The sequence below is a fragment of the Pseudoalteromonas phenolica genome (assembly GCF_005876835.1).
GTDB classification, from domain to species: Bacteria; Pseudomonadota; Gammaproteobacteria; order Enterobacterales; family Alteromonadaceae; genus Pseudoalteromonas; species Pseudoalteromonas phenolica_B.
Window position 1 is genome coordinate 94,434 of sequence record NZ_PPSW01000007.1, and the last position, 24,302, is coordinate 118,735.

The window sequence follows — 24,302 nt, forward strand, 5'->3', positions numbered from 1 at the left end:
TGCTATGACATCATTTAAGAAAACCGCACTTTCTATTGCACTCTTCATTGGCTTAAATAGCCAAACAGCGCTAGCCCAAGCTATTTCAAAAGCTGAAAAACAACAAGTTATTGATAAAGTTAGCGAATTAATGGCTGAACATTATGTTTATCCTGAAGTGGCAACAAAAACCAACCAAAAGTTAAAGCAAGCTTTTGAGCAAGGTGAATTTGCAGCCCATACTGACAGCGAAGAATTTGCCAAAGCACTCTCGACTTGGTTAGAAGAAACCGCCCAAGATCGTCATCTAAGAGTTCGAGCAAATCCGGTCAATCAAGAAGTTAAAGGTGCAGAATCTCGTTTGCGCGATAGCTTGCTCAACCCCCCTCGCTTTGGCTCACAGAACAAAGGCGTGGTTGGCGCAAAAGTACTTGAAAATAATATAGGCTATATGGATTTACGTGGTTTTTATCGCTTAACTGAAAGCCAGCCATACATCGACTCGGCAATGAAGCTACTGGCAAATACTGACGCCATCATTATCGATTTACGTAAAAATGGCGGCGGCTCACCAAGAACAGTGCAATATTTGTGTAGTTACTTCTTTGATGAACCGCTGTTACTAAACAGCTTATATTACAGAGAAGACAACGAAACCATCGACTACCACGTTTTAGACGAAGTCGCTGGTGACAAACTGCCAGATGTACCTCTGTATGTGTTAACCAGTAATCGCACCGCGTCAGCGGCAGAAGAATTCAGCTATAACATGCAAACCAGAAAACGCGCCACTTTGGTGGGTGAGACCACCCGAGGCGCGGCGAACCCTGGTGGTATGTTTACCGTCAACGATAACTTTAGAATGTTTGTCGCAACGGGTGCTGCCATAAACCCTGTCACCAAAACCAATTGGGAAACGGTTGGCGTAGTGCCACATGTTGCAACAGAAAAAGATCAAGCACTCGACAAAGCCATTGAGCTCGCAAGCACTGAAGTCGAGAAAAACTGGCAAGCTCTTAAAACTCAGCGCGAGCAATCGCTCGATAAACTGCTCGCACTGTTAAATGATGTAAAACAATCAGAAAAATCATTAACTGATTTAAGACAAGGCTATCAAAAGCAAACTAAAGCCCTGTTGAATACACTCAACCTCACAGATAGAGAGCTGGCAAACCTAGCGTATGACAGCTGGGAAACTTCACCAAAATACGCCGTTTTCTTGTTAGAAATTGCAGTCACTTTTAACGAGCAAGAAACCTTTTTATACGAGTACTGGGCACGCGCTTTGGCAAAAATGGACCAACTTAGCGAAGCTAAAAGCGTCATTGATATCGGGCTATCAAAAGTCAAAGGCGAAGAGCATGTAAAGATGCTTAAAGAGACCCTTGCCGAAATCACGGTTTCAAAAAACAAGCTTTAGTCAATCGCTAAAGCACTAACTGTACACCAAAGCCAGCAGGATGCTGGCTTTTTTCATCGATTTAACCTGACACTTCACTTTGCACAAGGTGCTAGACAATTCATTGATAACAGCTAAAAATATCACGCATCACTTTATAAGGTATGTCACTATGCATCTGTTCAAAAAAATCGCTGTTATTTCTACTTTATTACTGACATTTGCTGCAAACGCAAAGATGTTATCGATTGGCGATAACATCGAGTTTCCAACACTTAACGACCAATTTGATCAACCGCATTCATTCAAGCCTAGTACTCAGTGGCTAGTTCTAGCGCATGATATGGACAGCAGCCGCGTAACGCGCGATGCGTTTGCAGGGCAAACCAACGAAACGCTACAACAAGCCAACATACAATACTACGCCGATATTAGCGGTATGCCGGGACTAATTAGCAGCTATATAGCAATTCCAAAAATGCAAAAGCAAAAGTACAACATCGTACTGGCCAAAGAAGATGATGAACTGGCATTTTTGCCAAGCGAAGATGACAAGGTCAGTATTTTCAAAATTGAAAATGGCAAAATCGTAGAGTTTATTACCACCGACAGCGCTGACGTTTTAAAGAAAACCGTACTTAAATAATCGAATAAGAACCCCCTACTCGTTCTTATTTTACTATCAAATGCAATAAGGCAGATCTGCTCAGCCTTATTGCATACCCTTCGTATAATACCTCTCTCGCATTCTTTGAACGCAAACTCTAGCCCTGCATTGGCTTTCTTAAACATCTAAGTTAATTCAACATTTAAACCTTTTACTCATTCTTATCGTCTAATGAATGATTTTGATGATTGTAAAAGGAAAACAATGAACCGCTTAATAACCCGCACCATACCGTCTATATTAGTTGCTTCATTAATCTCAGTCTTGGCCGCATGTAAAAGTCATGATGCAATAAATTTTGAAGCAAATACAAAAGATGAGCTTATTGAATTTATTGATGGAAATGCTGGACAGGTCGTCTCAATTTCTGTGGTAGATGCAGACAAAACGTACCAATATCACTTAGGAACCTTAAGTAATGGTGAGACGCCTAATAATCAAACACTTTACGAAATTGGCTCAATCACCAAAACGTATACAGGGTTAGTTGTTGCGAAAGCCATTCAGGACGGTAAAGTTGAGCTTGATAAAGATATTCGCCAATACCTTAAAGATGACGAATACAAAAACCTAGAGCTCTCCAACCGATATATAACTTTGCGACACCTTTTAACCCACACCAGTGGGCTACCATATAGTTTTGCTGTCAGTCGCGAAGATATAGAGCAAGGCAGATATTTTGAAAAAATATCAAAATACACCAGAGCCGATTACTTTAACGACCTTAAAGCAGTGACGCTTAGCTCTATACCTGGCGAGGACTATGTCTATTCAAGCGTGGGGACTAATTTAGCGGCTTATATTGTTGAATCAGTATATCAAAAACCCTTTGAAACACTTCTTACTGACATAATCACCAGCAAATCTGGAGAGCTGAATACTAAATTCAGACGCGCACATTCTGAGGTGAGTAAAGTTACAATCGGGTCAGATGGAAACGGTAATCAGATGCCCTTGGCAAGTGCATATTGGTATGCAGGCGGCGGGTTAACTTCAGACCTTGAGTCCATGACACATTATATGCGCCATCAATTATCTTCAGAGCCTGAAGTCGCTATTTCTCATCAACTTGTGGAACAAAGTTGGATGGGTCAAGGCACAGCGTTTTATTGGAATACAACCCAAGATGATTCAAATGAAATCATGCTATATCAAAGTGGCGGCTCAATGGGCACGTCTAGTTGGCTAGCTATTTATCCGAAGCAAAATATTGGTATTTTCATCGTCACAAACTTAGCAAAAAGCAATACTCAAGAAGCACTAGAAGCCATTTCAGAGCAGGTTTTTGACCATTTAATCGCATATAAAAAAGCCATAAAGCCAAATTCATAAATTTGGCTTGGTATTCTTCTATGCGAATATTAACAGGCAACTATGCCGCAAATAAATTCTCAATTATTTAATTACATGAGTTTAGTTAAAAAATTTCCACATATAACTTGCGTTAGCAGAAGTTAGTCTTCAAAGATAATACAAGTAACATTTGGTCGCACTTTACGTATTTAAAAGTTAAAAGCTGACTTAGCGCAAGATGAACATTACATTTGTATTTAGACTTTGATTTCATTTGAGTAAAGTTTAAGTATTCAATAACTGCTCAACCTTGTTGAAATGCCTTTTCACTTAACCCATTAGTTCATAAAACATTGATTTAAATATCATAAAAATATAATGTTAATGAAGTCAACAGGAAAAACAGGGCTTAGGTTACCCTGTCGCGCCCCAATCGGATAGCGTGTCAGCATAACGCAGCTTTTTATGTATTGCACTCTAAAACCAATGGAATAAAATTTAGATGAAGATTGAATCAATAAAAATCAAAAACTTTAGAACAATTGATGAAGAATTAACCATTGATTTGGATGGAAGCCTAACTATTGTTGGCCCTAATAGTAGTGGTAAAACAAACATTCTTAAAGCTGTCGAGATGCTTTTTACTGGATTTGAAAATAAGAATAAGTACTTATTTGAACGTGACTTCCCCAAAAAACTAGATAGTGGTCAAACATCTCTTGTCGGGACATTTGTACTGGATGATGAAAGTGAAGAAGCTTTAAAGCTTTATAATGATATAAATTTGTGTTTAGAAACACCTAAATCTTTATCTCGAAGTATAAACGTGTATTTAACATTTTCACGTTCAGGAAAACCAATTTATAGGCTTTTTGTAGGTGAAAAGCACAACCCTAAAAAAACAAAAGAGTTCAACTCACTTCAAAATAAGCTAATAAACATAATCCTAGATTCATTTGTATGCCACTATGTTTCATCTGTAAAAAATACACATGAACTATTTAATGAACTTCTGCTTCCTTCAATTAGATCTTCAATATCTGAAATTTTGGGAGAAAAGCTGCCCGAAATTCATCAAGGGCTAGATGAAATTTCATCTACCATTGATAAGCAACTTGATCTAGTCGGTTTAGGCCATATACGTGCTCAGTTTAAATTACCTAACAACACTCTCGAAAATATATTATCTTCATTCGAGTACCATCTCTCCGATCCAGTGGAAACAATAATTGAAAGTAAAGGAATGGGCGTTCAGTCTGCTGCAATATTTGCTGCTTTTTCTTGGATTACTAAAAGAGAACGAGATTTAGGAAAAAGATCTATATGGTTAATAGAAGAACCAGAATCATACTTACACCCGGAACTTTCCTCCTCATGTAACCTAATGCTTAACAGCTTATCGGAAGAAGGTTATTTAATAAGGACTACGCATAGTCTAAAGTTTGTCCCACAAGACCCTAAAAGAGTTATTGGTACTGAAGTTGAAAAGGGTTACACACGAACTAGAACCTATGACACATATACTGAGTCAACAAAATCCATTAGAAGTGCACTCGGAGTCAAATTCAGTGACTACATGAATTTGGGTATTTTAAATATTTTTGTTGAAGGTAAAACAGATCGTGAGCTATTCCAATGGGTTTTGTCGAAGTTACAGGTTAAAGCAACTGGAAAATATTCATGGGACAATGTCAGAAATGCTGAGTTTATAGATTTTGGTGGAACTTCTGCCCTAGAAGGGTTTATGAAAGCAACATATGAATATGTGAGCAAAGAAAGAGCTACTGTAGTTATCTTAGATGGTGATGACGCAGGTGATAAAACGAGAAAAAATCTTCAGGGCTTTTTTGGTAAAAAGGGTATTAACTTTGATTTTAATAAAGAATTTATAATGCTACCGCAAGGTTTCGCTATAGAGGGATTGTTCCCTGAATCATGGCTGATTGAAGCAAATCGTGAACACCCGAATTGGTTTTCTGGATTTTCGCTAGATATGCATAATAAGTTACTCCCATTTACGACAAAAAATGAGAATAATAAAGGCCAACTAAGAGAGTACTTAAAACGTAAAGCTGAGAGTTCAGAAAATGATGACTGGGCAAGCTCCTTTATAACACTTTTTGATTTAATTGATTCTTCTTTAGAAAAGACCAGCGAAAAAATAAGTGCTTCTTTAAATCAGGGAGATGAAGCCGCTGCAGCTTAGTTTTTCAGTATATAAAATGTGTTCATGAAATTGTTACATAATGGAAAAACTAAAAAGGCATTAAAAATGACACCAAATTGTAAGCTGAAATTGATAGTTTCAGCCATTTAGAAATTGTTTTAACTTAGTAAATAGTAGTTAACAGACAAAAAAACTCTTAATCAAGATACAAATAGCAAGAGCAATCGCCGTTTATTGCTCTTGCTATGCCTTAATTTATTACTATAAAACAAACAGTTACTACATAAAACAGCACTTTTATACCTCTCTTAAAAACTTTCAAACAAGTCCTTGACCTTAGCCTTACTCGAGGTTTTAGAGTACAACCCGAGTTCACTTAGTAAGCTTAGCTTTTCAGTCACTCTGAACTTGTTTCAGGGTCTATGAATAACTAGTTGGATCCCGAAACGAGTTCGGGATGACAGCTAAACAAGCTCGGGATGACAAGATAAATGAGCATTAGATTAACTCTCTGAGTTTACTTAATAAGCAATTTTTAAAATCAAATAAGTGGGATTTATGACCTGTCATTGGTTGACAAAACCCCAAACAAAACTAGAATAACCACATTCGAATACCATTCGAATGTGGTTATTCTAAAAATTTAAGAGATATGAAGTATGGCGCCAGCACCAAAATTTAGCCCTGAACAGCAACAAGCAATGATCCTTGATGCGGCTGTTCAGTGTATTCAAGAGTCCTCAATTACCGATTTCACCATGGCAAAGATTGCCCGCCTTGCAGGCTTGTCGATGGGCTCTGTATATAAGTTTGTTCAAAGTAAAGAAGACATCGTACTTGCGCTTGCTTTTCAATCGTTTAGACATGCCTCTGCGGTATTCGAGCGTGTTTTAAAACTTCCTCTGTCTACCCCAGAGAAAATGCTGGCAATCACTCTCATTGCACCTAAAAAGCTGCAATGCTTTGAGTTTGATTACGAGCTGCAGTCTTACGCAACCAACGAAGCAGTGATCAAACGTGCCTCTTCACTGTGGTCAGGCAAAATGATTGAAGCCTGTAACCTTTGTGAGCAAGGATTCAAGCTTGCCATCATGGATGGGATCAATGCGGGCGAGCTCAAAGATGTGCCTAATTTAAGTGAGGTCATTGAAGAGATTATCGTTAGCGGCTGGGCTCTAACCGTGGGTTACGAGCAAGTTATACGCGTTAAGCAACAGCAACAGATTATCGAGGGTACAGCTTCACTACTAGAGCCAATTGCCTTCAACGCACCAATTATTCGCAGCACAATTCGCCTTCTCAACAGTTATCCCTGGCAATCTCCAATCACGCCAGATTCTCTTGAGCGAATTGAGCAAGCACTTATTAATTTAGAATTACGTTAAGGGAGCAACACTATGAATATTACACGCTGGATTGTCAGCATTGTCATTATCTTTACGGTTATAGGCGGACTAGGACTTACCAAGTTTAACCAAATTCAAGCCATGATCGCATTTGGCGAATCTTTCCCTGAGCCTTCTGCGTCAGTGACTAGCGTTTACGCTGAAACGATTGAGTATACGCAAACGAATAAGGTGATCGGCCAGTTAAAAGCACCTAGCATTATTGATATTAGCAATGAGTATCCGGGCCCTATCAATTACGTTGGCTTTAAACCCGGTGACATTGTTGAAAAAGGCCAAGTGTTACTTCGCTTAGATACCAGTGTCGAAAAAGCACAACTTGCTGCTGCAAAAGCGCGTGTTACTTTAGCCGAATCAACCTATGCGCGTGTAACAAAGCTGCTGCAACAAAAGCGTATTAGCCCAGATGAAGTCGACAAAGCCCGCGCTGACGTAGCCGTTGCTAAAGCCGAAGTAGAAAACCTCAATGCCGTTATTAACAAAAAAACCGTTACCGCCCCTTTCAAAGGCCAAGTTGGCCTTAGCCAATATCAAGTTGGTCAACTTATCGATGCAAATATTCAAATCACTACCTTAGTTGGCCTGAACGATACTATTTGGGTCGACTTCTCTGTGCCGCAAACTCTTCGCCAGCCTAAAATCGGCGAAAAAATGAAAGTCGCACTGGTAAATCAAAAAACATCAGAAGTTGTAGCAAAAGTAATCGCTAAAATGCCGATGCTAGATGCCAACTCTAGACAACAAAGCTATAGAGCTGAAATCGAGAATCTAGATGGCGCACTCAGTCATAACCAGATTGCCAGCGTGCGTGTGCCGCTATACACAACCAATGCGGTTGTCGTGCCAACCGCAGCCATCACTCGCAGTCACTTTGGAGAGTTTGTCTATGCACTTGAAAAAGATGAACAACAAAACTGGCGCGCAAAACCGATTAAAGTCACATTAGGTGAAAAGCTGGGTGACCAACAAGTTGTACTGTCTGGCCTAAATGGCGGTGAATTTATCGCAGGCGAAGGCGCATTTAAATTAAGAGAAGGTATTTTGGTTTATACCGCGCCATTCGATGAGCAATTAGCCACGACGGACGACAACACCGGAGGTCAGTAATGAGTGCATTACATGAAAACAAACCTTCTTTTATGGACATTTTTGTCAATCGCCCCGTGCTAGCGATTGTACTGTCAGTATTGATCATCTTGGCAGGCCTAAACGCCGCGCAAAAAATTTCAGTACAGCAATATCCTAAGATTGAAAGTGCGTCATTGGTTATCAATACCGTGTATACAGGTGCGTCTGCTGATGTCGTCAAAGGCTATGTGACAGAGCCAATTGAACGCGTAACCTCAACCGTACCCGGCGTTGATTATGTTGATTCAGTCACCACTGCGGGCTTTAGTAAGGTCACAGCTTGGCTTGAGCTAAACCATAGCACCACAGATGCGCTCGCTGAATTAACCACTAAGCTCAACCAAATTAAGTTTGAGTTACCAACAGGGGCAGAAGATCCCGCTATTCAAATTGTGCGTGCCGATAGCCCATATGCCGTGTTCTATTTAGATGTGCAGTCGCAAGGCTTACCGCGCAGTGAAGTCAGTGATTATCTTATTCGCAATGTTGTGCCAAGCATGAGCGACATTGAGGGCGTGCAAAAAGTCACCCTTGAAGGTGGCCGCGACCCTGCAATGCGTATTTGGTTAGACGCAGATAAACTCGCTATTTATAACTTAAGCGCCAGTGATGTGTTTGCTGCACTTCAAGCAAACAACACCATTGCGACATTAGGTTACAGTGAAAACAACCGTCAACGCATCGATTTAATGGCCAATACTAGCCTGAAAAGTGTTGCTGACTTTGAAAACCTAATTATCAAAGAGCAAGACGGCTCGCAACTTCGCCTTGGTACGGTTGCCGACATCGAAATCGGTGAAGCCGAAGGTATGGTTACTGCACGTTTAGATTCTCATGACACCGTTTTCTTAGCGATTTGGGCGCTGCCTGGTGCGAATGAAATCGACATTGGTGACGCGCTTTATGCCAAGTTACCGCAGATCAACGATGGTTTACCGAATGGTATGAATATCGAAATTGGTTACGATGGTACGCTTTACATGCGTGACTCAATTAAAGAGATCTTCACGACGCTTGCCGAAACAGTGCTACTTGTAGGCATTGTAATTGTTGCCATGATGGGCTCTTTCAGAACTGCCCTTGTGCCATTGGTGACCATTCCTATTTCAATTTTAGGTGCCATCGCCGTTATTTCGATGATGGGCTTTTCATTGAACCTATTAACCATTCTAGCCATTGTATTATCGGTTGGTTTGGTGGTTGATGATGCCATTGTGGTGGTTGAAAACGTGGCGCGTCACATGCGTGAAGGCAAACCTCGTTTGCAAGCTGCACTTATCAGCTCGCGTCAATTATTAGTGCCCGTCATTGCCATGACATTAACCCTTGCTGCGGTATACGCCCCCATTGGCTTCTTAACAGGTTTAACTGGTTTCTTATTCCGTGAGTTTGCATTTACTTTGGCCATTGCGGTATTGATTTCGGGCCTAGTGGCTATCACGCTGTCTCCGATCATGAGTGCTTATGTCAGCCCTGAGGGTGGTAAAGAAGGTAAGCTTACACGCAAAGTAAATAGCTATTTCGATAAGCTACAGAGTTTTTACTTCAAGTCATTAGATAAGTTGTTTGCATGGCGTCCACAAGTGTTCTTCATTGCCATTGTGTTCTCTCTGTTGTCTGCCCCCTTTTATTTATTGTCGCAAAAAGAGCTTGCACCAGTTGAAGATCAAAGCAGTATTCAAGTCGTGGTTGAAGCGCCACCTGAGTCTTCTCAGGCTTATACTTCAAGCCGAATGAATGACACAGCAAAAGTCATGAATGAAACCGAAGGCGCTAAATTCACTTGGCAAATTATCACTGCTGCCGCAGGTTTTGGTGGTGTTGAGTTAGCTCCTTATGAAGAACGTGAAAACTCGGTTCATGACTTATACTTCGACCTATTTGCACGCCTAGGTAGTGTAAATGGTTTAAGTTTGTTCCCTATTTTACCAGCTTCATTACCGACTGCGGGCCAGTTCGATATCGAAATGGTAGTCAGAGCCAATGACGACCCTGTAGCAATGAAGAAATATGCTGACGAGATCATCGCGAAAGCGAATGCCAGTGGTAACTTCTTGTTCGTGAATACCGATTTAAAAATCGATTTACCACAAGCAGAGCTAGAAATTGACCGAGAATTGATTGCAGATTTAGGCTTAAACCTGCAATCGGTAAACGAGCAACTGAGCATTTTAATGTCGAACAATTTTGTGAATTACTTCAACAAAGATGGTAAAGCGTATCGTGTTATTCCAGCAGTTGATAACGGTGACCGTTACAACCCTGAAAACATCTTAGATATGAAGATCCGCACGGACTCTGGTGAGCTTATTCCTGTGTCAGCATTTGCGAGCTTAAGAACTTTCACAAGCCCGCGCGTATTGGGGTCATTTAATCAGCAAAGTTCATTTAGGATCTTAGCGGGTGTTTTACCACATGTAACCAAAGAGCAAGGTTTAACGGCCGTTGAAGAGATTGCAGCAGAAATATTACCTGCAAGCTACTCAATCGACCATGCCGGAGAATCGCGCCAGTTACGTAAAGAAGGCAATACCATGGTTGGCGTACTGTTAGTGTCGATGATTGTGGTGTATTTCTTACTGACGATTCAGTTTAACAGCTTCCGCGACCCACTTGTGGTGTTACTGGGCTGTGCGCCATTAGCGCTTGCAGGCGCCCTAATGTTGCCGTTTTTACAGCTTACAACGATTAATATTTATAGCCAGATTGGTCTTATTACTTTAATTGGTCTGATTGCTAAGAATGGTATTTTAATCGTTGAGTTTGCCAACCACCTTCAGTTCGAAGGCAAGTCGAAACTTGAAGCGGTTAAAGGCGCTGCAGCGACACGTTTACGCCCAATATTAATGACAACAGGTGCAACTGTGCTTGGTCACTTCCCATTAGTATTGGTTACAGGCGCTGGCGCAGAAGCACGAAACAGTATTGGTATTATCTTAGTGGCGGGCATGTTGATTGGTACCTTCTTCACGCTGATTGTATTACCGCTACTTTACCAAATGTTGGCAAAAGACCACCGTGGTGAAATGGAGACTGAAGCCTCATTAACTGAGACTAAGTTTGCTAATTCATTGTGATCATGATGTTTGCGTGGGTTTACCCCACGCAAACACACTCAAAAAAAGTGCGATATAAAATCGCGCCTACTGAAACCACTAACCTGTTTTTTTGAATGTAGGTCGTCGTTTACGGCGGCAAAGTATTTATGCTCCGGTAGCACCGACTTTATGTCGGGTAATTTATTTCGCCATGGTTTGAATATTTTGTCGGGCTAAAGCCCGACCTACAGCGTGAAATTTCCACACGCAAACATAATCAAAAAAAGCGCGATGTAAAATCGCGCCTACAGAAACCACCAGCCTAGATTATTGCCTGTAGGTCGTCGTTTACGGCGACAAAGTATTTATGCTCCGGTAGCACCAACTTTATGTCGGGTAATTTATATCGGTATGGTTTAAGCTTTTTGTCGGGCTAAAGCGCGATGTAAAATCGCGCCTACAGAAACCACCAGCCTAGATTATTGCCTGTAGGTCGTCGTTTACGGCGACAAAGTATTTAAGCTCCGGTAGCACCAACTTTATGTCGGATAATTTATATCGGTATGGTTTAAGCTTTTTGTCGGGCTAAAGCCCGACCTACAGCGTGAAATTTCCGCAAGCAAACACAATCAAAAAAAGCGCGTATAAAATCAATCGGACAAATAATATTCAACGGTCGACACAACGCGAACTTTCTTAATATGCGGATTATTTCTGTCTCGTGCCGAAATACTAAATTGGCCTTGCGAGGCACGTTTAATCTTACCTAACTTGCTACCTGAATCTTCGGCAAACTTAGTCGCCACTTTACGGGCATTTTTAGTCGCCTCTTCGATCATATCAGGCTTAAGTTCATTCAAGCTGGAGTAAATATATTCAGTTTGAAACTGATAACTACCCGAGGTAAACACGATACCTTGTTTACCCAACTCAGACAGTTTGCCCATGACGTTTCTTACCGCATCTAAGTCTTGCGAATAGACGGTAACGTTTTGCTGCGCGGTATAACGAAACTCAGCGCGGGCATTATCACCCCATTGCTGCGCCGACTTGTCAGTAACCGACGGAGAAGTAAACGAGATATCTTCAGACTTGATGCCGTTCTTTTCTAAAAAGTCTTTGATGTGGGCAGTTTTCTCATCAAGTGATTCATACAAAGCTTTTAAGTCATTTTCAGCAGCGCTAAATTGAATTGGCCATATCACTACATCAGAGAGTACTTCACGCTCAGACAAGCCTTTTACGGTAACGGTGCGCTCATATTCTTTAATTGAAATTGCCGCATTCGAGGCAATAACCGCAAATAATGTCAGGCCCAAAAAGATCCCTGCGGCCAAGAGGAGGTTGTTGTTTGCTTTAGGTTGCATCACATGTCCTTAAAATTTTGTTATTTCTATTTCAACAGGCTAAATCATAGCTCAGCTAACTTAACGAAATATGAGCGATGAAGGCTTAAACAAATAAATTAAATAGGAAAAACTTCAGCCAACTCATTATCAAGCATGTCGATTACTGACTCAAAACCATGTTTTGGTCGCCAACCCAATTTTTGCTGTGCCGCAGACGAATCATAAATTCGGTCTAGTTGATTGGGTAACGTCCATCCTCGCTGTAAAAACATCTTCGCCAATTCTGGGGCTTGCTCTTTTATTAAACCTGCAGCGTCATTAAATAAACGCGGGCAATCCGATGCTTTAAACGGCGTTTTACCTGAGACAATAAAACGATTAAACCCAGCAAGTCTCGTGTCTAACGCCGCTAAATGTGCACTTGCAACATCACGTGCGTCGATACCCCGAGTAAGTCGATATACCGCCATTAAGTCGGCCGGCTCAGGAAAACAGCGAGACATTTGTAGTACGGTCACAGGCAGTTTAAAAACATCTGAAATACTTTTCAGCTTGTCTTCAGCAGCAATTTTACTGCAGTGGTAGATAGTTTTTGGCTGTGGAGTGATTTGCTCATTCACCCAGCCAGCGGTGTGTTCAGGGGTCGATGCATGGCCATACAGTGCGGTGGTACTGGTGAAAATAAACTGCTTTACCCCCTGCTTGATGCCCTCAAGAGCTAATTGCTCTGTGGCATCCACATTAATAGATTGAAACTCGTCGTCAGATAATAATCCGACATGGGGCGCATGTAAGGCTGCGGTATGAATAATGACATCAACCCCTTCGAGAGCTTCCTGGATCAGCGTTTTATCGCGAATATCACCAATGAAATCGGCGGTAGAGCAAGGTGTTTTATCTAGGCCTACAACTTGATGAATGCGCATTAACTTAATATAAATTGCACGTCCTACTCTGCCCGCAGAGCCCGTCACTAACACTTTCATGGCTATCTCTTATCTAAAATGACGATCACTTGCCGTTGTCATGCAACCAATCGCATATTGTGTTTTGTATGGACGCAATTGTAGCAACATTTGTGATGAGAAGGTCACTCGATTGACGAACTTGATTGGCTGCGGCAATGTAAACCGCTCGTAAGTGGTCGTCATACTTTCGCAAATAGTTACTGAGGCTTTTTGTTGGGTCATTGCTATATTTGAGGTGGCGCTGGATCACTCTTAATAAACACACTTCCATAGGCATATCGAGCATGATCACATAATCAATTAAATGAGCGATTTCAGCCCTCTCTCGTCCAAAGGGTTCTTCAATAAAAATCATAGGCGAACCACATTGTGCTTTTAATTCACTGAGTGCTTTGGTGAATCTGGGAGACTTTATTTGCGAAACATTTGCACCTTGATGCAACCATGCCTTCATATCTAAAGGGTAAGTATTTGGCTCAACAAAATCGTCGAACAATAATGTCGGGCTATCAAATACTTCACCAAGACGTTTAATGACTGAGGTCTTCCCTGCGCCAGATACTCCGCTAAGGGCAATGGCTTTTGCTTGTTTCATTTTAAGCATTTAAAACGTGTCTTTTAACGCAAACGCGACGCCTTGCTGGGCATGAATTTCGGTAGTGTCATACAAAGGAATGCAGGTACTCGCTTGATTAACCAATAAGGCAATTTCAGTACACCCTAAGATCACAGCTTGTGCACCTTGTTCGTGAAGATGGGTAATAATTTTGAGGTATTGCTCTTGGGAAGATTCATTGATGATCCCACGGCATAATTCATTGTAGATCACCTGGTGAACAACCTCGCGGTCACCTTTGTTCGGCACAATAACTTCAATATCAAACTCTTCCTGCAGACGGCCTTTGTAAAAGTCTTGTTCCATTGTGAACTGAGTACCTAATAAACCAACCTTTAAAATACCATCTTGCACTAAACGCTGTGCTGTGGCGTCAGCAATATGAAGAATAGGAATGTTAATTTGTGCTTCTATTTCTGGCACTACTTTATGCATGGTATTGGTGCAGATCATCAAAAAGTCTGCCCCGGCACGTTCAACTGACTTTGCGGCATCGGCGAGAATCACTGCGGTATCGGCCCACTTGCCTTGGTGTTGTAACTGCTCAATTTCGTCGAAATTAACACTATACATGCAAATTTTTGCCGAGTGTAAACCGCCAAATTTAGCTTTAATACCTTCATTTAAGGCCTTGTAATAGCTTGCCGTAGACTCCCAACTCATCCCACCTAAAAGGCCTATTGTTTTCATTGTGAGTGCTCCTGTTGATATATTTTTATACACTCACTTTTTCAGAAAATGTCTTAAGCAGCAACCCTATTTGTCTATAGCTCAATTCTGTCTCTTTGTTCTTGACTTTCATTTCTAGGCTTTTTATTTCTGGGCAATGATATAAGTGTGCAACTCTGGATATTGATCGAACTCCAGATGCTTAATGGTACAACCCAGTTCCATTAATAACGATACAAAGCCATTTGTACCTAAAGAAGAGTAATAAACCTCAGGACCCATAGCGCAGTTAGTATGTGCACCTTCTGACTCAGTGCCACCAAACGAGAAAATAAACACACCACCCGCATTTAAACTGTTGACGATTTTAGTAATAACATTGCGCTGCTCACTTAGAGGAATATGCCAAACACTGTCCCATGCGGTAATAAAGTCATATTTATGGGGTAAGTCGTAACTGCATATATCAGCGTGAACAAAAGTAATGTACGGGTGTCGCTGTTTTGCAAACGAAAGCATTTCTTCAGAGACATCTAGACCTGAAACATCAAAGCCTGCTTTTGATAACAACTCAATAAAACGCCCAGTACGCCCACAACCAATATCAAGCGCTTTGCCTCTGTTTTGAGTAAAAGCAATGGCTTTCTCATGCTGCGCAATACCGTTAGACATATTGAAAGTTTCGGCAGCCCAGCACTCGGTTATTTGATCATAGGCTTTGCCTATTTCTTCAGGTGTCATCACATAGCCTTATTCATTGGCAAATTCTTTTAGTGCTACCAACGCCTGCTTTACCTTGTCGGTTTGCACAAAAATATGGTCGTGAAAAAACGCCGCCACTACATTCGCGCTAATACCATGCTCTGCCAGTTTGGTGGCAACGGCAGCGGTTAAACCCACGGCATCTAAGCTGGAGTGTACAGTTAAGGTGATGAGTTTAAACACACCATCAAATTCTAGGTTAGCTTGTTCTGCTTGTTGTTTTTCAACAATGACAGTAAGCCCTTCTTGCTCTCTAAAAGTTGCAATTGGTTGTAGAGAAACAACCTCTAAAAGCGCTTTCTCGACGGTACAAAACACAAACTCCCCAGCTTGTAATTCAGGTGACATGCTTTGTAAAAGTGTATCTAACTCTTTAATGCCAGACATGTTTTCTCCTTTATAAATCAACTTACTACAATGTTGACCTTTTCAATGACATTGGCACAAATCGTATGCCATTAAACTCACCTTCTTGCTCCGTTATTTCAAACCCATGTTTTAAATAAAAATCGACGGCATTAATTGCTGAGCGTAGTTTTATCTCTTGCGCATCAGTTGAATCTAGTAATTGCTGCAGTAACTTTTGCCCTATACCTTGCCCTTGCGCTTGATGCGACACAAACAAATGCGTGAGGTAATTTCCGGCTCTCATTGCGGCAAAGCCTAGCAGGGTATCATTTGATATCGCTTTTACAGTAACAAAGTCATCGTTATCGAAGGTCGTTTTTATATCGGGTAGTACGCGAGTCATGTACGCTTGTTTGCCTTGGTCGCTGAAATGCGGCAGCACAGCAGCCTTAGACACGGCTTCGACTAATTTAGTGATAGCGACTAAGTCTTCGTGATTAACTCTCTGAATTTCCATATTATCTCGCAAAAGTTTACGCTGTATTTACTGTGAAAGAATAAGCACCTTAACACTAAATCATTTAGATACTCGCCAAAATTTTTAAACGCCTTACAATAGCGTGTTTTGTTATGTTTATACTCTCAAGGTTACATTTTGAAACTCAGCAAACGCTTAAAATTAATCAAGTCTATGGTGCCACCTCACTATGACCATATTTGGGACTGTTGCTGTGATCACGGTTATTTAGGTGCAGCACTTTTAGATAGTCAAAATGATGAAACCATTCATTTTGTCGATATTGTACCTGAGCTAATGCAGAGTCTCGAAAGTAAGCTGAAAGCGTTTTATGACGAGTATAACTGGCAAGTTCATTGTTTAGATGTGTCTCATCTGCCTTTGCAAGACCATAAAGGCAAACATTTAGTGATTATTGCTGGCGTGGGTGGCGATTTAACCACTCAATTTATATCAAGCATTAATTCGCAACATCCAAACTTAGACATTGATTACTTAGTTTGCCCCGTGCATCATTTATTCACGCTAAGAGCCAAGCTTAATGAACTAAAATTAGGTTTAGTTCAAGAGGCTTTAGTTGAAGATAACAAACGTTATTACGAAGTCATGTTGCTGTCATCTGAATCAAACAACCAGCCTGTCTCGGCGGTCGGTGAGCAGATCTGGCAAGCTGACAATGAAGTACAACTCGAAATAGCCGAACGATATTTAAAACAAACGCTCAGCCACTACCAACGCATTGCAAAAGGCAAAAATAACGATGTGGCGCATATTATTTCTGCTTACGAGCAAGTTAAGCCAACTTTAAGCACTTAGCCATTAATCAACGTAACAACCATCATAACGACATAAAACTAATGTGCAGCCCAATGCTATTTTCAAAGCCTTCATCATTAAAATAATGACTATAGCCAAATTGCACATGAATACGACGGGTGAACTGGTATTCAATAAACGGCTTTATGTAGCTCGAGCTTTTGAAATTATCGAGCTCTTGCTCTTCACAGCTGCTACAGCGGAAAATTGATCGGCTAATGTTGTTATAACGATAGCCGCCAAGTACACCTATGGTGAGGTTCTCGACTAAGTGATCTTTTAAAATCAAACCCAATTCGCCATAAATTGAGGTACCCGTCACACTCGATTCTCGACTAAGCTTCTCTCCGGTAACGGCGTTTTTTACATCCTCACTAAACGGGTTATCATCTTCAATGTACACATAGTCTAAACCGATGGCGAACTGGTAAAAGCTACGCGGTTCACCTTTGTAATAAATACCAATGGAATGGGCTATATCATCTACTTGCATATCGAGCTCAGTGCCTTCATTAATGTCATTGACACTCAAAGCCTGATAACTAAAGCCATAAGAATAATTATAAAAATTAACGTTTTCGGCTTTGCTTACACCACTTAACAACAGGGCACCAGCAAATAAAGCATGTTTAGCGTATTTCATACTGCTCTCCTTCTATTTGGTATTCGCAGCACAGCTCTTTACAGCATGCACAAAGTGCTTAACGGTGCGAGCGCTATAAAAAATAATACTGTTCTGATATTCGTAGTTATAACTGCTGTCTTCAAATTTATTATGCGGTGTGCCACTCCAAACCTTACCCATAGGAATATTTGGGAAAGCAAAAGGGTTTAACGCAGGCTCCTCACAGGCAAATTCATTGTTGGCTTGTAGCTCTTTAATGCTGGGTAATCGCCAATTTGAATTTGGATTTTCATCATTGAGCGTAGCAACATATTGATAAGCTTGCTGCCAATCCATGAATTCGGCTTCACCTTGTTCGCAGTCTTGACCACTTAACCCAGCTGCGCAATGCTTCCAAATGAGCCCTGTTTGTTTATCGAGAATATTGCCTTGGTCGTCTTGTAAATAACGCTCAGCGGGGCTGGTAAAACTGATTTTTTCATTACAACGTTGCTTAGAAGCAAATTGCTGACGATTCACCGCGGTGATTTCTGTGTCACTCAAGGAGCTAGAGAATGCATAGAGGTTGGGGGTGCCTCGCACTGCACGTACCATTCTTGGCTCTGAGCTAACGCCCCCTGCAACACGGCCATAACTAAAGCCAACCGACCATGCACTATTAGAATCATCCGCATCTAGGTTACTGGTCCAGTAAAAACCCAGTTTAGTATTAGGGAAGTAATCTGCATCAATACTTGGTTGAGAGCGCCCATAATGCACCAAGTCTTGTAACTCAATTTTGTTAGGCAGTCGCCAATCATCAAAGCCACAGAGTTTTTTGGTATTGAGCTTTTCAAGGTAACTTTGCGTGTCGCAGTTATCATCGCATACGCCATTATCTGCGGTTGAGTAGTCTGGTAAGTTTTCATCAAACCAAGAGTAAGAAAAGCTGCTGTCTTGCGGTAAACCAGAGCCTTCCGGGCTCTTAACTTCCCAAATTAGGCCGGTGACATTATCAAGCACACATTGCCATTGCTCGGCATCAGCCGCTAACGGCTGACCTTGCGCATCTAGCTTGGTGTAATCAAAGCTCGCATCACCCGCCCCAACTTTCAGTAAGTTAGCTTGTGTATCTCTGCCTGTGGTGCAGTCTTGGTTGAACCCCGACTGTAAATCACATTGCGGTAAGTTAGTGTCAGGATAATCCCCCGCAAACGTCACGCCGGTATCGTTATAAGGCGACACAATTTCATCACAGGTGCATTCACCGTCGCATTTTGCAATTTCAATTCGCGCTAAGGGTGCAGTTGTATTTGCATTTTGCGAATTTCCCGCTGAGTTTGAAGTCGTATTATTCGCTGTCGTTTGTTTATTTTCAGCCACAGGCTCATATTTACAACCCACTGTTAAGACCAGTAAAACCAATATTGGCGCAGTTTTCAGTAAAATCATGGTCCATATCTCATTTGTGCCTATTCAATAAAAACTAACGCTCAATTTTCATACCAAAAAAATTGCGCACAAAGTTTGCAATTTCCTCAGTTAATTTTACAACTTAAGTATATCGATCAGGATTTGATGTAACTTAAACCTTAGTTAAGAGGTTTCATTACCTAGGTTTAAGTTAAGCAGTAATCCACCGCGCTTATACTGCTAGACCACAAATAGGACTTATTATGGAAACTGTCGACCCCCTCTTAATTGCGTTTTTACCTAAAGACATCCGCTCGATGTTTTTTCCTTATGCCAGCGTACAACTTGGTGCTTTGATCTTGAACTTGCTGATGGGTTTTATTATGGCGAGTTTGATTGGCTATCACTTTAGAAAGTACGCCAGCGCATTTTGTAATCGCCAAGACTTCTCTCGTCTGTTCCCGCTGCTTATGCTCACGGTTATTTTGATCATCACTGTGGTCAAAGCATCGCTTGCTTTAGCGCTTGGTTTAGTTGGTGCATTATCGATTGTGCGTTTCAGAACGCCCATCAAAGAGCCCGAAGAGCTTGTTTATTTATTCTTAAACATAGGTGTAGCAGTGGCCCTTGGTGCCGGACAAACCCTTGCAGCCATTGTCGCTTGTGTTGTGACTCTGTTATTAGTGACTTGGGTTAAGAAGCGCCACAGTAAAGATGTGCAAGAGAATGGTTTATTTCTATCACTCAACTATCGCAGCGATGACCCCGATGTGAACATTGCTATTTCGGATGTAAAAAACATTTTAGAGCAATATGTTGATCGCCTTGAATTGCGCCGCTTTGATACTGGCGAGCAACACTTCGATGCCGCTTTCTTTATCTCAATCAAAGAAGCCAAACAAATCGATGAGTTCATGCATGCATTGAAGCAAAAGTACCAAGGGATCAACATTTCACTGCTTGAGCAACATAATATTGCGGGAGTGTAGTTATGAGACTCGATACGCCTAAAGCCGCCTACACCCCACCCGAACGCAAGGCGTTTATGCTGGGCGTGTTAATTCTTATATTACTGTTAATACCCTCAGTGAATGCAGTAAAAATAGCTCTTATTCATAACGGCTATGTTGCCCACTACGAAGATGGTAAGAGCAAACTCATGCAATTGGTGCAAGACATCAGCCTTGCACCTAAGCGCCTGCTGACTGCCGATAAAGACTTGCCTGTTATCAAAGTCGATATTAAATATCAGGACTGGCTCAAACTTGAACAAGATAGAAACAACGCGCTTAAAAACGGCATCATTGCCGAGCAGCGCAATCAAGTGAATGCCACCCTTTATTTAAACCAACAAAAGTACTTTGCCAAAGTGCGTCTTCAAGGTGACATGCTTGATCATGTTAGCAACGACACCCGTTGGTCATTGCGCTTTGAACTGAAAAAGAAAAAAGCCTTATTTGAATCTAGAAAATTTGCTTTAGTAGCCCCTAATGTGCGCATTCATCAAGGCCCTAGCTTATTCAGTAAAACGATGGAGTTGGCTGACTTTGATATTATTGCGCCTAAAAACATTCCAGTTCGCGTCGTGCTAAACGGTATCGATTGGGGCACCATGTTTGTAGAGCAAGCCTTTAGCCAATCACTACTTGCTGTGAATGATCGTACCGAAGGATTAATAGCTCGACTCGATATACATGAACAAACTCAAAATAGTGCCGGTGAGATCACGCGCGTGCTTAAACCTCGAGAGCTGCAACGCGGCACCATTCTCGGCAACCCAGCTCTGAGCCAACAAAGACAAATTGCACTTGCGCTGCTGGATGACTTTTTAAATAAAAAACGCCCTGCCAGTGATGTATTTGATGCTAAAAAAATGGGCCAATACTTAGCCACTGTTGACCTATGGGGTGCGTGGCATGCGCTCACATGGAATAACTGGCGCTGGTATTACAATCCGCATTTAGCCAAATTTGAACCTATCCAAAGTGATGTAGCGGTTACACCAGCTAAACACAATTGGTTGATGACACCACCAAGCCACGACTTTGTATTATCAAAAGCCATGTTAAATGACCCTATTATTCGCTCTCATTATGATGTGGCTAAGCAAACCTTAATTGAACGTATTAATCAAAACTTAATATCAGAATTAGAAGCCTATGAGCAAACACTACTGAACAAATTACATGGCGACAGCCCGCTATTGGCGTCTTTTGATTTAACGATTATGAAAACCCAAGTCATGTGCTGGCAAAGTGATTACCAAGGTGCTGGTTGCCAAAATATTGGACAGTTTGATGAAAGCTTACATCAACATATGCAAGATTACGCAGGCCACGCCAATTGGGATATCTTAGCGCGTTTTAATTCTAGATCTGGAACTGGCGTATTAAAACTCGTAAACAACGATAAAGAACCACTACACTTGAAAAGTATCACCGGTCTTAATCGCTATGAAGATCGCTCTGAGCTAGAAGAGGTTAACGCGGACTTTCCTCGGGTATTGAACCCTAGTGAGACACTCGACATTAACTTACCTGCTGACATTGTCGCAGTTGATTTACGTGCCGCTTTAGCGAGCAAGAAAATTGCAACATTTCAGTTTAAAAAAGACATCGCGCCACTGCACTTTATTCCTCGTCCACAGCCATTAAATCAAGCTTTAATGAGTCAATACCCGTTTATTGAAGTCAATGAAGGGTATTGGTTTGTAAAACCCGGAACTTGGCAAATTAACGACTTTTTAGTCACCCCTGATAACACTGAATTAGTTTTGCCTGCTGGCGCACACTTAGAGTTTGCAACCAAAGCAGGCTTGATGGTGTTCGGTCACTTAACAGTGAAAGGCACTGCTGACAATCCTGCGTCATTAACCAAGCAAGTCAGTAGCCGAAAATGGTCGGGACTCAGTGTGTTCTCAAACGAGTACAGTCCTAAGTCTGTTGTCAGACATCTCAATATCAGCTACTCAAGCAACCCGAAGCTAGGCTTATGGCAGCCACGCGGCGCAACCTATTTTGTTAAAACACCAGTGCTGCTTGAAGACATGCACATTAGTGAAAATCAGTCAGAAGATGGCTTAAACATCATTAATGGCGATATCGAAATTAATCGCATGTTGATCACCAATGCACTATCTGATGCCTTTGATTGCGATTTCTGTATGGGTACCGTTAACGACAGTGAGTTTAGAAGCATAGGTTTTCGCTCTGGCGGGGACGGTATTGATGTCAGTGGTTCAAAACTCACCCTGAATAATGTGTCGTTTAATGGCGTAAGAGACAAAGCCATTTCTGGTGGCGAGCGCAGTCATTTAATCGTGAATACCGCCCGTTTTAATAACGTTAATTTTGGTTTAGTTGCCAAAGATGATACCAAGATAACAGCAACCAATATCACGGCTAAAAACGTTAAACATCATGCCTTAATGAGCTATTCGAAAAAGCCAATTTTTGGTGGCGCAATTTTAGATGTCAGTGAATTTAACTGCTTAGACGCACAGTGCGAGACTAAAATCACCGTCGAAACGGGTAGCGTGCTCACCATCAATGGCACCGCAATTGATAGCCAAGACCTCGATGTAAAGGGCCTTTACAGAACAATTATGAAATCGGATAAGCCAAGATGAATACAGATAACACCCCAAATTATCGCTTCGAGGTTAAGATCCCTATTCCGCTTAACCGTTTAGAAGAAGTTAGAATATGGCTAATGACCCATGCTTTATGGTTTAAGCCGCATTTTCCTGACCGCGATGTAAACAGCTTATATTTAGACACCCCCCATTTAGAGCGCTATGAAGAAAACCTTAGTGGGATCAGTGTACGCAAGAAAGTGCGCATTCGTTGGTACAATCAACTCGATGATGCCAATAAAGCCAAGCTTGAATTTAAACATCGCCAAGGTGGTAAAGGTTACAAGGTCACTTTCGATACCCAATTTGACTTTAATGATCCAGAGTTTAGCTGGGCCAAAGCGCTAAAACTCAGCTTTGACAATCTGCCTGAGCAAGGGCAATTGCTTTGGGGTGTTGAGCACACCCCCGTGCTTATCTGCCGCTATACGCGCCAGTATTTTATTTCGAACTGCCAGAAAATTAGAGCAACATTTGATAAAAACATTTGCGTCTATGACCAAAGGTATAAAGCCGATGTAAACCTGCACAGAAGTGTGCCGCTTGGAGATTATGTGTTGCTTGAGCTAAAAGCCGATGCGGAATTTGAGAAAGAACTAAGCCGCTTATTAGCTACTTGTCCGCTACGTCAGTCCCGCCATTCAAAGTATGTGAATGGTATTCGGCAATTAATGTGGCAATAAATATGTTGAGCGTGGGGTAAACCCACGCCTACAACCGCAGTTTAAACCGCACAGAGTCTCTATCTGTAGGCGCGATTTTAGATCGCGCAGATTTCACCTTTTTGCGTGGGATAAACCCTCGCCTACAATCATCATTAAAACCGCACTAGCCCATTACCCGTAGGCGCGATTTTATATCGCGCTTTGCAATACATTTAAAATACGTCATAGTATTTAACAACTTAAAACAACAACGATATCAACATGATGAAATACACATTTTTAGCCACGCTGCTCGTCGTTAGCACATCGAGCTTTGCAGCCATCAAAACCAAAAAAGAAATCTTACTCGACAACGCCGACGTTGAAGTAATCAGAGCCACTTATCCTGCAGGTAGCGAGTCAGGCTTACATACGCATATTTATGCAAACCGCGTTGTGTATTTTGTCAAAGGGGGCGTACTTGCCATCACACCTGAAGATACCAGTAAGCCTGACCGTATTATTACTGTAAAAGATGGCCAAACTCTGTATATGCCAGGCGGCACGCACAATGTTAAAAATATCGGCGACAGTGAAATCATCATTGTTGAAACTGAAATAAAAAACAGCAAACTTTGAAGCTAAGTATGTATAAGCAAATGAAATTATAAAACTCGATTTATTTGGGCTTGTGACAACGAAATGGATAACTTGTTTTCAAGCTCAAATACATGAATAACTTAACGTAATCATTATTTTCACTGCGTAAGTTATTTGACTTCACTTAAGAATAGAACTTTTCAACTGTAACTAAATTTAACTTTATAATTAATAGACTTCCTGTTCAAAAATAAATCAATAGCTATACTTAATCATGTTACCTAA

General features: G+C 41.4%; 21 protein-coding genes. 12 read left to right on the plus strand and 9 right to left on the minus strand.

Annotated elements, in window-relative coordinates:
* Positions 1–4: 4 nt before the first annotated feature.
* The 7 genes from C1E24_RS04235 to C1E24_RS04265 all read left to right on the plus strand — a co-directional run bounded on the left by C1E24_RS04235 (position 5) and on the right by C1E24_RS04265 (position 11,116).
* On the plus strand, positions 5–1,399 hold the full coding sequence (locus tag C1E24_RS04235; RefSeq protein WP_138479047.1) for a S41 family peptidase: 1,395 nt from the start codon (positions 5–7) through the stop codon (positions 1,397–1,399).
* A 151-nt stretch (positions 1,400–1,550) separates the two neighbouring features.
* Entirely contained in the window at positions 1,551–2,024 is a 474-nt protein-coding gene (locus C1E24_RS04240) for a hypothetical protein (RefSeq protein ID WP_138479049.1), read from the plus strand.
* A gap of 225 nt (positions 2,025–2,249) precedes the next feature.
* Positions 2,250–3,377 (plus strand): serine hydrolase domain-containing protein, encoded by a 1,128-nt coding sequence (locus C1E24_RS04245; RefSeq protein WP_171040773.1) that lies wholly within the window; start codon positions 2,250–2,252, stop codon positions 3,375–3,377.
* Between the two features lie 463 nt (positions 3,378–3,840).
* Positions 3,841–5,544, plus strand: a complete 1,704-nt coding sequence (locus C1E24_RS04250) for an ATP-dependent nuclease (protein WP_138479053.1) — start codon at positions 3,841–3,843, stop codon at positions 5,542–5,544.
* Between the two features lie 620 nt (positions 5,545–6,164).
* Positions 6,165–6,890: a TetR/AcrR family transcriptional regulator gene (locus tag C1E24_RS04255; protein WP_138479055.1), complete on the plus strand. Its 726-nt coding sequence runs from the start codon at positions 6,165–6,167 to the stop codon at positions 6,888–6,890.
* A 12-nt stretch (positions 6,891–6,902) separates the two neighbouring features.
* Positions 6,903–8,018 (plus strand): efflux RND transporter periplasmic adaptor subunit, encoded by a 1,116-nt coding sequence (locus C1E24_RS04260; protein WP_138479057.1) that lies wholly within the window; start codon positions 6,903–6,905, stop codon positions 8,016–8,018.
* Positions 8,018–11,116, plus strand: coding sequence for an efflux RND transporter permease subunit (locus C1E24_RS04265; protein ID WP_138479059.1), 3,099 nt, complete (start codon positions 8,018–8,020; stop codon positions 11,114–11,116). The genes C1E24_RS04260 and C1E24_RS04265 overlap by 1 nt, the downstream gene beginning before the upstream one ends.
* 611 nt (positions 11,117–11,727) lie before the next feature.
* Here the strand turns inward: C1E24_RS04265 and C1E24_RS04270 are convergent.
* The 7 genes from C1E24_RS04270 to C1E24_RS04300 form a co-directional block, all read right to left on the minus strand.
* On the minus strand, positions 11,728–12,444 hold the full coding sequence (locus tag C1E24_RS04270) for an SIMPL domain-containing protein (RefSeq protein ID WP_138479061.1): 717 nt from the start codon (positions 12,442–12,444) through the stop codon (positions 11,728–11,730).
* A gap of 98 nt (positions 12,445–12,542) precedes the next feature.
* The gene (locus C1E24_RS04275) at positions 12,543–13,412 is read right to left on the minus strand and encodes an NAD-dependent epimerase/dehydratase family protein (RefSeq protein WP_138479063.1); all 870 of its coding nucleotides are present in this window, start codon (positions 13,410–13,412) and stop codon (positions 12,543–12,545) included.
* Between the two features lie 25 nt (positions 13,413–13,437).
* On the minus strand, positions 13,438–13,998 hold the full coding sequence (locus C1E24_RS04280; protein WP_138479065.1) for a hypothetical protein: 561 nt from the start codon (positions 13,996–13,998) through the stop codon (positions 13,438–13,440).
* Positions 13,999–14,700, minus strand: a complete 702-nt coding sequence (locus C1E24_RS04285) for an aspartate/glutamate racemase family protein (protein WP_138479067.1) — start codon at positions 14,698–14,700, stop codon at positions 13,999–14,001. It lies immediately after the preceding gene.
* A gap of 123 nt (positions 14,701–14,823) precedes the next feature.
* Complete coding sequence (locus C1E24_RS04290) at positions 14,824–15,420, minus strand: class I SAM-dependent DNA methyltransferase (RefSeq protein WP_138479069.1); 597 nt, start codon at positions 15,418–15,420, stop codon at positions 14,824–14,826.
* A gap of 9 nt (positions 15,421–15,429) precedes the next feature.
* The gene (locus C1E24_RS04295; RefSeq protein WP_138479071.1) at positions 15,430–15,828 is read right to left on the minus strand and encodes an ACT domain-containing protein; all 399 of its coding nucleotides are present in this window, start codon (positions 15,826–15,828) and stop codon (positions 15,430–15,432) included.
* A 25-nt stretch (positions 15,829–15,853) separates the two neighbouring features.
* Positions 15,854–16,306, minus strand: a complete 453-nt coding sequence (locus tag C1E24_RS04300) for a GNAT family N-acetyltransferase (RefSeq protein WP_138479073.1) — start codon at positions 16,304–16,306, stop codon at positions 15,854–15,856.
* A 138-nt stretch (positions 16,307–16,444) separates the two neighbouring features.
* Here C1E24_RS04300 and C1E24_RS04305 point away from each other — a divergent pair, with 138 nt between their 5' ends.
* Entirely contained in the window at positions 16,445–17,122 is a 678-nt protein-coding gene (locus C1E24_RS04305) for a tRNA (adenine(22)-N(1))-methyltransferase (RefSeq protein WP_138479075.1), read from the plus strand.
* A gap of 22 nt (positions 17,123–17,144) precedes the next feature.
* On the opposite strand, the gene C1E24_RS04310 is transcribed toward C1E24_RS04305, so the two are convergent.
* Positions 17,145–17,765, minus strand: coding sequence for a hypothetical protein (locus tag C1E24_RS04310; protein WP_138479077.1), 621 nt, complete (start codon positions 17,763–17,765; stop codon positions 17,145–17,147).
* Between the two features lie 12 nt (positions 17,766–17,777).
* A complete protein-coding gene (locus C1E24_RS04315; RefSeq protein ID WP_138479079.1) occupies positions 17,778–19,178 on the minus strand; it encodes a DUF1566 domain-containing protein in 1,401 nt (466 codons plus the stop codon).
* A 224-nt stretch (positions 19,179–19,402) separates the two neighbouring features.
* Between C1E24_RS04315 and C1E24_RS04320 the strand changes: the two genes are divergently transcribed.
* From C1E24_RS04320 to C1E24_RS04335, 4 genes are all read left to right on the plus strand, one after another.
* A complete protein-coding gene (locus C1E24_RS04320; protein WP_138479081.1) occupies positions 19,403–20,128 on the plus strand; it encodes a DUF4956 domain-containing protein in 726 nt (241 codons plus the stop codon).
* Positions 20,129–20,130: 2 nt separating this feature from the next.
* Positions 20,131–22,767 carry a hypothetical protein gene (locus C1E24_RS04325; RefSeq protein ID WP_138479083.1) on the plus strand — a complete coding sequence of 879 codons (2,637 nt, stop codon included), beginning with the start codon at positions 20,131–20,133 and terminating at the stop codon, positions 22,765–22,767.
* Positions 22,764–23,456, plus strand: coding sequence for a polyphosphate polymerase domain-containing protein (locus C1E24_RS04330; RefSeq protein ID WP_138479085.1), 693 nt, complete (start codon positions 22,764–22,766; stop codon positions 23,454–23,456). The genes C1E24_RS04325 and C1E24_RS04330 overlap by 4 nt, the downstream gene beginning before the upstream one ends.
* Positions 23,457–23,699: 243 nt before the next feature.
* The gene (locus C1E24_RS04335; protein ID WP_138479087.1) at positions 23,700–24,056 is read left to right on the plus strand and encodes a cupin domain-containing protein; all 357 of its coding nucleotides are present in this window, start codon (positions 23,700–23,702) and stop codon (positions 24,054–24,056) included.
* Positions 24,057–24,302 lie beyond the last annotated feature (246 nt).

What these genes read in the sequence shown, in the direction of transcription:
- C1E24_RS04325 (WP_138479083.1), top strand. Translation starts at nt 20,131, where the DNA reads ATGAGACTCGATACGCCTAAAGCCGCCTACACCCCACCCGAACGCAAG.
- C1E24_RS04335 (WP_138479087.1), top strand. Translation starts at nt 23,700, where the DNA reads ATGATGAAATACACATTTTTAGCCACGCTGCTCGTCGTTAGCACATCG.
- C1E24_RS04240 (WP_138479049.1), top strand. Translation starts at nt 1,551, where the DNA reads ATGCATCTGTTCAAAAAAATCGCTGTTATTTCTACTTTATTACTGACA.
- C1E24_RS04315 (WP_138479079.1), bottom strand. Translation starts at nt 19,178, where the DNA reads ATGATTTTACTGAAAACTGCGCCAATATTGGTTTTACTGGTCTTAACA.
- C1E24_RS04270 (WP_138479061.1), bottom strand. Translation starts at nt 12,444, where the DNA reads ATGCAACCTAAAGCAAACAACAACCTCCTCTTGGCCGCAGGGATCTTT.
- C1E24_RS04295 (WP_138479071.1), bottom strand. Translation starts at nt 15,828, where the DNA reads ATGTCTGGCATTAAAGAGTTAGATACACTTTTACAAAGCATGTCACCT.
- C1E24_RS04265 (WP_138479059.1), top strand. Translation starts at nt 8,018, where the DNA reads ATGAGTGCATTACATGAAAACAAACCTTCTTTTATGGACATTTTTGTC.
- C1E24_RS04320 (WP_138479081.1), top strand. Translation starts at nt 19,403, where the DNA reads ATGGAAACTGTCGACCCCCTCTTAATTGCGTTTTTACCTAAAGACATC.
- C1E24_RS04330 (WP_138479085.1), top strand. Translation starts at nt 22,764, where the DNA reads ATGAATACAGATAACACCCCAAATTATCGCTTCGAGGTTAAGATCCCT.
- C1E24_RS04310 (WP_138479077.1), bottom strand. Translation starts at nt 17,765, where the DNA reads ATGAAATACGCTAAACATGCTTTATTTGCTGGTGCCCTGTTGTTAAGT.
- C1E24_RS04280 (WP_138479065.1), bottom strand. Translation starts at nt 13,998, where the DNA reads ATGCTTAAAATGAAACAAGCAAAAGCCATTGCCCTTAGCGGAGTATCT.
- C1E24_RS04245 (WP_171040773.1), top strand. Translation starts at nt 2,250, where the DNA reads ATGAACCGCTTAATAACCCGCACCATACCGTCTATATTAGTTGCTTCA.
- C1E24_RS04235 (WP_138479047.1), top strand. Translation starts at nt 5, where the DNA reads ATGACATCATTTAAGAAAACCGCACTTTCTATTGCACTCTTCATTGGC.
- C1E24_RS04250 (WP_138479053.1), top strand. Translation starts at nt 3,841, where the DNA reads ATGAAGATTGAATCAATAAAAATCAAAAACTTTAGAACAATTGATGAA.
- C1E24_RS04300 (WP_138479073.1), bottom strand. Translation starts at nt 16,306, where the DNA reads ATGGAAATTCAGAGAGTTAATCACGAAGACTTAGTCGCTATCACTAAA.
- C1E24_RS04275 (WP_138479063.1), bottom strand. Translation starts at nt 13,412, where the DNA reads ATGAAAGTGTTAGTGACGGGCTCTGCGGGCAGAGTAGGACGTGCAATT.
- C1E24_RS04260 (WP_138479057.1), top strand. Translation starts at nt 6,903, where the DNA reads ATGAATATTACACGCTGGATTGTCAGCATTGTCATTATCTTTACGGTT.
- C1E24_RS04285 (WP_138479067.1), bottom strand. Translation starts at nt 14,700, where the DNA reads ATGAAAACAATAGGCCTTTTAGGTGGGATGAGTTGGGAGTCTACGGCA.
- C1E24_RS04290 (WP_138479069.1), bottom strand. Translation starts at nt 15,420, where the DNA reads ATGACACCTGAAGAAATAGGCAAAGCCTATGATCAAATAACCGAGTGC.
- C1E24_RS04255 (WP_138479055.1), top strand. Translation starts at nt 6,165, where the DNA reads ATGGCGCCAGCACCAAAATTTAGCCCTGAACAGCAACAAGCAATGATC.